Source organism: Paenibacillus barengoltzii NBRC 101215 (assembly GCF_004000745.1).
Lineage (GTDB): Bacteria > Bacillota > Bacilli > Paenibacillales > Paenibacillaceae > Fontibacillus > Fontibacillus barengoltzii.
The window spans coordinates 21,302-30,370 of sequence record NZ_BILV01000027.1 but is presented as its reverse complement, the minus strand read 5'-3'; the positions used below and the strand labels follow the sequence as shown (position 1 = coordinate 30,370).

The following is a 9,069-nucleotide window of genomic DNA, read 5'->3' as shown; positions in this document are numbered from 1 at the left end:
ACAAGGATGCCCCGCCGTTGTTCGCGCGGAAAGGCTGGCGGGAGCGGCCGTTGTTTGCCATTGGCCTTACTGCCGCCGGACTGGCCGCTTCCGTGGTGATGTCTTTTGTTATCCCGGGGCGCATTTACGAGTACATTACGACATCGGCCGGATTGCTGCTGCTTTATAACTGGTTTTTTATTTTAGTGACGTCGGGCAAGCTGCTCAAGCTTACCGGATTTGGACAAGTGAAACGGTGGGGCGGCATGGCCCTGATCGCTATCGCAGTGTCAGGGACCTTATTCCATGATACGAGCCGTCCGGGATTCTGGGGGAGCCTGGTGTTTGTTGGCGTCATTGGGATCGTGACCTTCATAATGCAGCGGGTCGTCTGGAAGCCGAAGAAGCAGGCGGGGCAGCGGAAACGCCCAACCAAATCGATGGTCCTGCGTCCAAAACGGACGACTTGAGCGATTGAGAGCTAAGCTTACCATCGCTCAGCGAGCAGTAAAAAGGCTTGATATCCAAAATATAGTCCAAACCCAATGAGGGACAGGCCGGACAATATCGAGATCAGCATCAGGACTCGGTTCGTCAGCAGCTTACGGAACACGCTGGCAAAGCCCGCCATCGTGAAGTCCCATACGAGCAGACCAACAATAATAGCGCTGCTGTTGATGATCAAGTCTTGGGTCCGCATATGAGCTGCGGCTTGGGCCAAGACCGATCCGTAGATCCCCAGCCAAAATAAGATGGACAGCGGGTTGCTGATGGACATGAAAAATCCGGACAGGAACGATTTGCGCAGCGGCTCGCTGCCTCTCATTCCCCCATCCGGGATTTTACCGGCTTGCTTCAGACTGTCGATGCCGATATAGGTAAGCACGAAGAACCCAAATAACCAGAGGAAGCTTTTCATAAACGGAGTGTTCAGGAAGTGCACGACCCCAAAATAAACGAGCAGCATGTACAGCAGGTCAGCGGATAAGGCGCCAAGGCCAACAAACCAGGCGTGCAGGAAGCCGCCGCGGATGCCCTTGTCCAGTTGGGCGGCGTTCACCGGCCCGATGGGGGCGGATAAAGATAAGCCGAGCAGGACATAGCTAAGAAAGCTGTTCATTGCTTAAACCTCCAAAGAATCCGAAATGATAACGCTGCTTGTACAGCATATTCAGAGAGGTACGCTTGTACGACTTCAAAAAATCGGAAAGAAATCTCTTGCAAAACTAAAGGGTTTAGTTTAAATTAAAACTAAAGGTATTAGTTTTCGGAGAGAGAGGCGATGAGGCAATGAAAATTACGGTGTACGGTAAGTTAGTCCAACTGTCTTTTTTACCCCGTTTGTTCCCGGTTAATTGTTATTTGGTTGAGGAAGAGGATAGCGTCACCCTCATCGATGCGGCTTTGCCGTATAGCGTGAAGGGAATTTTGCGAACGGTGGAAAAGATCGGCAAGCCGTTGACGCGCATCGTGCTGACCCATGTCCATGATGACCATGTTGGTGCGCTGGATGCTTTGAAAGCACAGCTTCCCGACGTCAAGGTCTATGTATCCGCCAGAGACGCGCGTTTGATGGAAGGCGATGTGTCGTTGGATCCCGGCGAGCCTAATTCCCCCATTCGCGGCGGGGTGCCGAAGAAGCTGGCGACCCGTGCCGATGTGACGTTTACCGATGGGGATCGCATCGGTTCGTTGCTGGCTGTGGCGGCGCCGGGCCATACGCCGGGGTCCTTTGCCCTGCTGGATACGCGCAGCGGTGCATTGATCGCCGGCGATGCTTTCCAAACCCGCGCAGGCATCGCCGTGAGCGGCATCGTGCGCCCGCTGTTTCCATTCCCGGCCCTGGCCACCTGGCATAAGGAGACCGCACTCGCCAGCGCCCGTAAGCTGGCGAGCTTGAACCCTACGTTGCTGGCGGTAGGGCACGGGCCGGTGCTGAAGCAGCCGGCGGCAGCCATCGCCAAGGCGATTACGGCGGCCGAGCGGGCCTTGGGCAAAGCAGCGGCTGCCAATGCGGCAGCCTCGACGCAGCGAAAGGAGGATTCCCATGTCGCCGAGAGTCGGAATTGACAGCACTGCGGTGCTGATGGCCGCCATAGACGTGGCGAATGCGGAGGGGCTGGAGGCGGTGACGATTACCTCCATCGCCAAGAAGCTGGGCATCCGGCCGCCATCCCTCTATAACCATGTCAGCGGTCTGGAGCAAATTCGCGTGGAATTGGCCAAATACGCGCTGGACCGGTTATATGAGCATATTTCCGCCGCAGTTGGTGATCGGGCAGGGGAGGCGGCGATCCGCGAGTTCGCCAACGCGTATCTCGAATTCGCGCATGCCTATCCCGGATTGTACGATGCGGCGCAAGCGGCGCCGGGCCCTGACCATCCAGCGCTGCAGGAAGCTGGCGGGCGCCTCGTGGACCTGATCTTGCGATACCTCGGCAGCTACTCGCTTACGGAGGAGCAAGCATTGCACGCGGTGCGCGGGCTGCGGAGTTTGATCCACGGCTTTGCCTCGCTGGAGCGGCGCGGAGCGTTTGGCCTTCCGCTGGAGCTGAAGGAGAGCCTGGCGTTTAATCTTGGCTTGTTCCTTCGCGGATTGGAGCAGGTATCATAAGTCACCGGAGCGTGCTTGCGGATGCTTCTGCTGCGAGCGGAAGAGACGCTTGGGTTCAGGGGCGGTGATTCCGATTGACAATGATTTTTCGACTATGATACTTTAGGCTTGAATGAAACAGGAACGCAGGAACCGAGGTGAAGCATCCGTGGGGAAGAAGAAGGGACGTTCCGTGCCTAATGCACCGGCGAACGCGGCAGATAAACCGGCTACGCTGAAGGATCTTCTGGGTCAGGACACGCTGGCGAAGCTGAAGGCGCAAGCAGAAGAATTGAAGAAGGAAGAAGAACGCCGCCAGGAGGAAGCCCGCATCCGCAAGGAGGAGGCTCGCCGGGCGGAGCAGAAACGGCTCGATAACGATTTCGAGCATCTGCTGAATACAAGTAATCTGGATTGGCACAAGTATAAATAAACTCAGCAAAGGCAAAGCGGCTCCTGCAAGCGGGAGCTTTTATTTTTGTGCATAAAGTTAAGGAGGACGGAGAATGGAGAGTATCGGGGCGTGGGTCGTCTTTTTCCTGGTGATCGTGGCGCTGGGGTTGTTTAACCGGAGATTCAAATATTCAACCAAGGTTCGGGAATCTTATGAAGAGCTGACTTCGCTGACCGAGCGGACCCGCAGAGGACGAACGACCAAGGCGGACCTGGCGCGGTGGGATGCCGCTTTGGCACGGCTCGAGAAAACCCCAAGCGAATTCAATAAGCTCGATCAGGAGATTGGCTTGCGCAAGGCGTATGTTCAATATTTGGAGCAGCATTATCCGGAGGATGAGCGGCTTCCGGAACTGCGCGAAGCGGCCGCATACCAGAAAGATTCCGTCTGGGGAATGAAAATCAAATCTTAAATTTTGACAGGTCCATCGGGGCGTGATACCATGAGAATCGTCCAAAACTTTTGACATTTTGGTGGTGCCGATGAACAATAAGATCAAGCAATTCCGGAAGCGGCTGGGCTTGACTCAACATGAGCTGGCCGCGGAATGCGGCGTCACGCGCCAAACGATCAATTGCGTGGAGAACGACCGGTACGACCCGACGCTGGAGCTTGCTTTCAAGCTTGCGAAAATTTTGCAGACGAAGGTGGATGAACTGTTTATTTATGAGTAAATTCAACCGCAATTACATCATAACGATGGATGATATTGTAAGAGAAGGGGATCCTATTCTCAGAGTGGTCACGGAGCCGGTCAGCATCCCCCCAACGGAGGAAGATCGCGAGGAAATGGCGGCGATGCTGCAATTTCTGAAGAACAGCCAGGATCCGGAGATGTCGAAGAAATACAAGCTGCGGGCAGGCGTGGGGTTATCCGCCAATCAGATCGGACTAAATAAGCGGATGTTCGCAGCGCTGCTGACGGATGAGAACGGCAAAGATCGGCCGCTGGCGATGTACAATCCGAAGATCATCAGCCATTCGGAAGCGATGACGTATTTGCCGGAGAGCGAGGGTTGCCTGTCGGTCGACCGTCCGGTGCAGGGCTTCGTTCCGCGCTACGAGAAGGTCCAAGTGAAGGCCTACGATGAAGAGGGCAATGAGATCAAGCTGCGGTTCAAAGGCTTTGACGCGATCGTCATGCAGCATGAGATCGATCATCTCAACGGGATCATGTTCTATGATCATATCAATCCGGAGCATCCGTTTAAGCTGCCGAGCGGTGTGCCAATTTCGAGTCTATACTGATCCCGCATCAGCTTGAAGAGAGCCTGCAAAAGTGCAGGAATCATTGCCGTTTTCTTGCATTTCACCGAAAAAAGATGCAGGGATTCACGCAAGCAGTTCATCATTTTTAAATTACGAACGGAGGAATTTCTTTGTCAACTCAATCCCAATCCATTACTGCCATGATCGATCATACGCTGCTGAAGGCGGATGCCGGACGCGCTGCCATTATCAAACTGGCGGAGGAAGCCAAGCAATACGGATTTGCTTCCGTATGCGTGAACCCAACCTGGGTCAAGACTGCTGCGGAGGTCCTGAAAGATTCTCCGGTTAAGGTCTGCACCGTAATTGGCTTCCCGCTGGGCGCCTCGGCGCCGGAAGTGAAGGCGTTTGAAGCATCCCACGCGATTGCCGAAGGCGCGGGTGAAGTCGATATGGTCATCAACATCGGCGCGCTTAAGGACGGCGACGACGGGCTGGTTCTTCGCGATATCGCCGGGGTGGTGCAGGCTGCAGCTGGCAAAGCGCTGGTGAAGGTCATTATCGAGACTTGCCTGCTCACCGAGGAGGAAATCGTGCGGGCCTGCAAGCTGTCCGTGGAAGCTGGAGCCGATTTCGTCAAAACATCGACCGGGTTCTCCACGGGCGGGGCGACCGTTGAAGCGGTGGAGCTGATGCGTAAGACGGTAGGTCCCAACGTTGGCGTGAAGGCGTCCGGCGGCGTGCGTACGCTGGCTGATGCCGAAGCGATGATCAAGGCGGGGGCAACGCGCCTTGGCACCAGTGCCGGTGTGGCCATCGCCCAAGGTCAAAGCGGCCAAAACGACTACTAAGATCAAGCGACATGAGAGAGAAACAGGGTGCTATTCCAGAGCGATTGTGGAAATAGTGCCCTTTTTTCATTTCATCCAAACTTTTTAGGTCCCCTTTCCGTTACAGGTACAGATGTCTCCCGCGGAAGGCATAACTCGATAAAATGTTCGGAAAAGAGGAAACGTATGATACAAATTGATCATTTATCCAAAAAATACACGCGCGGCGGTTTAGCGCTGGACGATGTCACTTTAACGCTAAACGAAGGGATGGTGGGCCTCCTCGGTCCCAACGGCGCCGGGAAATCATCGCTGATGCGGATCCTGGCCACACTGATGCCGCCCACTTCGGGTGAAGCGACGATCTTTGGCATCCCGCTGCGCCAGGCAGAGGAAATTCGCCGCATCATCGGATATTTGCCGCAGCAATTTCAAGTGTATCCGCAGCTTACCGGCGCGGAGTATCTGGATTATGTCGCGGTCATGAAGGGGATTACCGATAAGAAGAAGCGCAAGGCGGAGATCGAAGCGTTGTTGGAGCAAGTCAACCTGCAAGATAAGGCGCGAAAAAGAGTCCAAACCTACTCCGGCGGCATGAAACGCCGTCTTGGGATCGCCCAGGCGCTGCTTGGATCGCCGCGGGTGTTGATCGTCGACGAACCGACGGCCGGCCTGGATCCCGAGGAACGCGTGCGGTTCCGCAATCTGCTGACCCGCTTCAGTCTGGGGCGGATCGTCTTGCTGTCGACGCACATCGTGGCCGACATTGAGAGCAATTGCCGACAGATCGCCGTCCTGAATAAAGGTAAAGTGAAACTGTCCGGGGAACTGGCAGATCTGCAGCAATTCGGAAGCGGGAAGGTCTGGGAGGTTCGCCTTACCGACAGCCAATTTGCCCGGTTGGATCCGATGTCCGTCGTGTCCACGCAGCCGACCGAAGGCGGCCTGTTCTGCCGGATTATCAGCGAGTTGCCGCCGGAGGGGGCAAGCGAAGCCAAGCTGGCCTCGCCGACGCTGGAGGATGGCTACTTGGCTCTGCTCAGATCGGAGCGGATGGAAGGGGTGGCGTATGGATCATGAGTAAAGTAAGACGCCTGTTCCAATTTGAGCTTCGCCTGTTGTTTGGGAACCGTTGGCTGTTGGGAATCCTTGTGATCTTTGGGGGACTGCTGTTTTTGAATCTCAGAAATTTGCCAAACCAGGATAGCCTGTTCTTCCCACGGTCCTATACCAGCCTTACTCTGCTGCACACGATGAGCCTGGGGTTGACGATGCTGCTAGGCGTACTGATGATCCGCCGGGATATTCGCCGAACCTCCTTTGAATGGAATGCGGCGTTGCCGGTGTCCTATGTTTCTAGAATTTCAGCCAAATACGTGGCGGGAGTGTTGTATTTTACGGTGTTCACGCTGCTGGCCGGTGCCATGTTTGCCTGGGTTTCCTCGCAGACGGGCGTAGCCTCCTCGATCACCTGGTACTATACGAGCTATTATATGCTCAGCTTTGAAGTGTCCTATCTCGTTACCTTGGCGCTGGCCATGCTGCTTGCGATTTGCATCGCGAATCGGGCTGTCTATTTGATCGCTTTTTGCGCCTGGATGTTTGGGACGTTCTTTCTGGATATTTTCCTGCTCGAACGCAACAGATGGTACGTGCTGCGTACGTTCCACCTCAATCAATTGTTTGTGACCGGGGACCCCGATGCTGAAACATGGGGGATTCGTCTCATCGCAGACGATCTGGCGATATCCCGCTGGTTTGTTCTGGCGTTTACGCTGCTGCTGTTAACAGCCGGTGTGTTCCTGCTGAATCGGCTGCGTCCCACGGCTTATCAGCGCAGAAATTGGGTAGCCGGGGGATTGGCTTTGTTGCTCGCAGCGGGAACTTTTTTCCCTTATCTGTCTGTTTGGAGCGAGCGGAATCGTGACTTCTATGCCAAGTTAAACGACCCGGCCGTCCTGTCCACGGGTGATGTCCAAAGACTGAAGGTGGAAACGATTCGGATCGACAAGTATGATATCGATCTCGAGCGGGAGCCGGATGATCGCTTAAGCATCAAGACGGTCATGGATATTCCTGCGGGGGAGTTAGCGGGACGCAGCGAGCTGGTGTTTACCTTAAATCGGACGTTCCATGTAGACCATGTCACGGTGAAGGGGGAAGCCGTTCCGTTTTCGCATGAAGGAGAGAAGTTGACGCTCAAGTTATCCGCCCCTCTGTCTGCCCATGACGCGGTTCAGGTCGAGATGGCCTACAGCGGGAAAGTGATGGATTACGTGGCCGAGAATTATACGGAAGGAGCGTATCTGGCTTTCGTCAAAGGAGAAAACGTTAGACTCCCGGGATATATCGCCTGGTATCCACTGCCGGGAGATTATCCGGTTTACGTTAAAAATACGAGCCAAAAGGCCATCAACATCGCATCAGATTTTGGCGGTTGGCTGCTGCCGTCCGCTGATTTTCGAATTACCGCGACCGGATTTGAGACCAAGCTCTACGGGAACCTGGAGCAGGTGGAGCAGACCGCGGAAGGACAAGTGTTTGAGGGCAACTCGTCGGCATTCGTGAAGTTATACGGCGGGGAGTTTGAGGAGGTGGCCAATCCGAAATTGCCGGTTCGGCTCGTGACCACCCCTTATAACGTGGGAAGAGCACAGAAGCTGCTGGAGACGTGGGCGAACGAGTACGCCTATTTTAAAAGCTGGGTTGAACCTTGGGAACCCAAGCTAGACCAGTTGCTTATGCTGCCGTTGGATGATAACCACTCGCCTGACTTGGAGAATAAGACCGGGTACTTGATCTGGCTGGTCACGGAACATGAGCAGTATACGAACATGCTGATGAATTCGATGCTGCTGGGCTCAAGCGAAGGAGAATACAACATTCTGGATGTATCAAAAGACGTGCGTCCGCAGATTCGGGCTTTGATGTGGTATATATATTTCCGGGAGCATAGAGACTTCACGGCAGAGGATCTGAAGCAAGGCGCCGGCGGCAGCCTGTTGTACAGTATAGTGGAACCGAACGATGAGACCGACCCGAATCATCTTGGTTTGCAGATGGCAACGCAGGTGGCTCAAGCGCTGGATGAAGGGAAAAATAATCAGGTGAAACAGGTTCTAAACCATTTTTACGCCAAGGGGCTGGAAATCCCCCAGGTGGATGATCCTGAGGGACGGACGGGACCGATTCCGTATACCGAATGGGAACAAGTATGGAAGCAGGTGATGCATGATGATGCCGACGCCAACTAACGCTCGAAGCCGAAACAGCTGGTTCCGCGGATGGACCTTGGAGCTGAAGGTGCATAAGCAACCGATCACCTGGCTGACGTTGCTGATGTTTGTGCTTTATCTGCTTGCCATTGTGTTGGGGGATCCCGAACGTCCAAGAAATGTATACTATTTTTCGGAAATGGCCATGTTCTCGGTAGCGGTGCTCCTGCCTCTGCTCTTGTTCCAGCGGGACATTGGAGGCGGCATGGAGGTTCTCGCGACGTACCCCGTGTCTTTAGGACAGCTGGTTATCCGAAAATGGCTGCTTTCGCTTCTGTTGACGGTCGGGTTAGGGATCATCCTGATGTCGGTCTATGCGTGGTTTTTCGGGGGGATATGGACCATCCGTCATCCTTGGAACGGCGCAGAGGCTATACCGAGGGCCGAGATGAGCGTCTACTCCCTGATCCTTCAGAACCTGCCGGCTTATGTGCTGCTTAACTCTTTAACGATAGTTGGAATCGTGCTGTTTCGCCGTATATACGGCGGCTTGGTGCTTGGCTTCGCCGTCTGGGTTATGGACTCCCTTAGTTTTGGCGATTGGCTGGGCCGTTGGACATTGTATGCGAGCTATTTAAAGAAGTCGTACTCCTTTCCACAAAATCGAATCGGCTTGTTGATCGCATCGCTGCTATTGCTTGCTTTTGCCGTTTGGTTGATGGGCAGGAGAGAACGCTGGATTAGCGCAGAAGAGGAATAACGCTCGCCTTACAGAGCCTACAGGGCAGG

Annotated in this window: 11 protein-coding genes and 1 pseudogene; 11 read left to right on the top strand and 1 reads right to left on the bottom strand. The window is 54.5% G+C overall.

Going from position 1 to position 9,069, the window contains the following annotated elements; translation table 11 throughout:
• Positions 1 to 449 (top strand): annotated as a pseudogene (locus PBA01S_RS09720) (amino acid permease); the annotation flags it as partial.
• A gap of 17 nt (positions 450 to 466) precedes the next feature.
• On the opposite strand, the gene PBA01S_RS09715 reads toward PBA01S_RS09720, so the two are convergent.
• On the bottom strand, positions 467 to 1,099 hold the full coding sequence (locus PBA01S_RS09715; protein ID WP_127575880.1) for a LysE family transporter: 633 nt from the start codon (positions 1,097 to 1,099) through the stop codon (positions 467 to 469).
• A 170-nt stretch (positions 1,100 to 1,269) separates the two neighbouring features.
• Here PBA01S_RS09715 and PBA01S_RS09710 point away from each other — a divergent pair, with 170 nt between their 5' ends.
• The 10 genes from PBA01S_RS09710 (at position 1,270) to PBA01S_RS09665 (ending at position 9,040) form a co-directional block, all read left to right on the top strand.
• On the top strand, positions 1,270 to 2,049 hold the full coding sequence (locus tag PBA01S_RS09710; protein ID WP_085169717.1) for an MBL fold metallo-hydrolase: 780 nt from the start codon (positions 1,270 to 1,272) through the stop codon (positions 2,047 to 2,049).
• Entirely contained in the window at positions 2,027 to 2,593 is a 567-nt protein-coding gene (locus tag PBA01S_RS09705; protein WP_028538977.1) for a TetR/AcrR family transcriptional regulator, read from the top strand. Before PBA01S_RS09710 ends, PBA01S_RS09705 begins: the two co-directional genes overlap by 23 nt.
• A 148-nt stretch (positions 2,594 to 2,741) precedes the next feature.
• Positions 2,742 to 3,005 carry a YqkE family protein gene (locus tag PBA01S_RS09700; RefSeq protein WP_028538978.1) on the top strand — a complete coding sequence of 88 codons (264 nt, stop codon included), beginning with the start codon at positions 2,742 to 2,744 and terminating at the stop codon, positions 3,003 to 3,005.
• Positions 3,006 to 3,078: 73 nt separating this feature from the next.
• Positions 3,079 to 3,438: a hypothetical protein gene (locus PBA01S_RS09695; RefSeq protein ID WP_028538979.1), complete on the top strand. Its 360-nt coding sequence runs from the start codon at positions 3,079 to 3,081 to the stop codon at positions 3,436 to 3,438.
• A 70-nt stretch (positions 3,439 to 3,508) separates the two neighbouring features.
• Positions 3,509 to 3,700, top strand: a complete 192-nt coding sequence (locus PBA01S_RS09690) for a helix-turn-helix transcriptional regulator (protein ID WP_016310808.1) — start codon at positions 3,509 to 3,511, stop codon at positions 3,698 to 3,700.
• Positions 3,693 to 4,274 carry a peptide deformylase gene (gene def / locus PBA01S_RS09685; RefSeq protein ID WP_016310809.1) on the top strand — a complete coding sequence of 194 codons (582 nt, stop codon included), beginning with the start codon at positions 3,693 to 3,695 and terminating at the stop codon, positions 4,272 to 4,274. Before PBA01S_RS09690 ends, def begins: the two co-directional genes overlap by 8 nt.
• 161 nt (positions 4,275 to 4,435) lie before the next feature.
• Entirely contained in the window at positions 4,436 to 5,086 is a 651-nt protein-coding gene (gene deoC / locus PBA01S_RS09680) for a deoxyribose-phosphate aldolase (RefSeq protein ID WP_036624469.1), read from the top strand.
• A gap of 165 nt (positions 5,087 to 5,251) precedes the next feature.
• Entirely contained in the window at positions 5,252 to 6,145 is an 894-nt protein-coding gene (locus PBA01S_RS09675) for an ABC transporter ATP-binding protein (RefSeq protein WP_127575879.1), read from the top strand.
• Complete coding sequence (locus PBA01S_RS09670; protein ID WP_127575878.1) at positions 6,142 to 8,319, top strand: ABC transporter permease/M1 family aminopeptidase; 2,178 nt, start codon at positions 6,142 to 6,144, stop codon at positions 8,317 to 8,319. The genes PBA01S_RS09675 and PBA01S_RS09670 overlap by 4 nt, the downstream gene beginning before the upstream one ends.
• Complete coding sequence (locus tag PBA01S_RS09665) at positions 8,303 to 9,040, top strand: hypothetical protein (RefSeq protein WP_127575877.1); 738 nt, start codon at positions 8,303 to 8,305, stop codon at positions 9,038 to 9,040. Before PBA01S_RS09670 ends, PBA01S_RS09665 begins: the two co-directional genes overlap by 17 nt.
• The last annotated feature ends 29 nt before the right edge of the window (positions 9,041 to 9,069 follow it).

What these genes read in the sequence shown, in the direction of transcription:
- PBA01S_RS09670 (WP_127575878.1), top strand. Translation starts at nt 6,142, where the DNA reads ATGAGTAAAGTAAGACGCCTGTTCCAATTTGAGCTTCGCCTGTTGTTT.
- def (WP_016310809.1), top strand. Translation starts at nt 3,693, where the DNA reads ATGAGTAAATTCAACCGCAATTACATCATAACGATGGATGATATTGTA.
- PBA01S_RS09705 (WP_028538977.1), top strand. Translation starts at nt 2,027, where the DNA reads ATGTCGCCGAGAGTCGGAATTGACAGCACTGCGGTGCTGATGGCCGCC.
- PBA01S_RS09675 (WP_127575879.1), top strand. Translation starts at nt 5,252, where the DNA reads ATGATACAAATTGATCATTTATCCAAAAAATACACGCGCGGCGGTTTA.
- PBA01S_RS09710 (WP_085169717.1), top strand. Translation starts at nt 1,270, where the DNA reads ATGAAAATTACGGTGTACGGTAAGTTAGTCCAACTGTCTTTTTTACCC.
- PBA01S_RS09690 (WP_016310808.1), top strand. Translation starts at nt 3,509, where the DNA reads ATGAACAATAAGATCAAGCAATTCCGGAAGCGGCTGGGCTTGACTCAA.
- PBA01S_RS09695 (WP_028538979.1), top strand. Translation starts at nt 3,079, where the DNA reads ATGGAGAGTATCGGGGCGTGGGTCGTCTTTTTCCTGGTGATCGTGGCG.
- PBA01S_RS09665 (WP_127575877.1), top strand. Translation starts at nt 8,303, where the DNA reads ATGCCGACGCCAACTAACGCTCGAAGCCGAAACAGCTGGTTCCGCGGA.
- deoC (WP_036624469.1), top strand. Translation starts at nt 4,436, where the DNA reads ATGATCGATCATACGCTGCTGAAGGCGGATGCCGGACGCGCTGCCATT.
- PBA01S_RS09715 (WP_127575880.1), bottom strand. Translation starts at nt 1,099, where the DNA reads ATGAACAGCTTTCTTAGCTATGTCCTGCTCGGCTTATCTTTATCCGCC.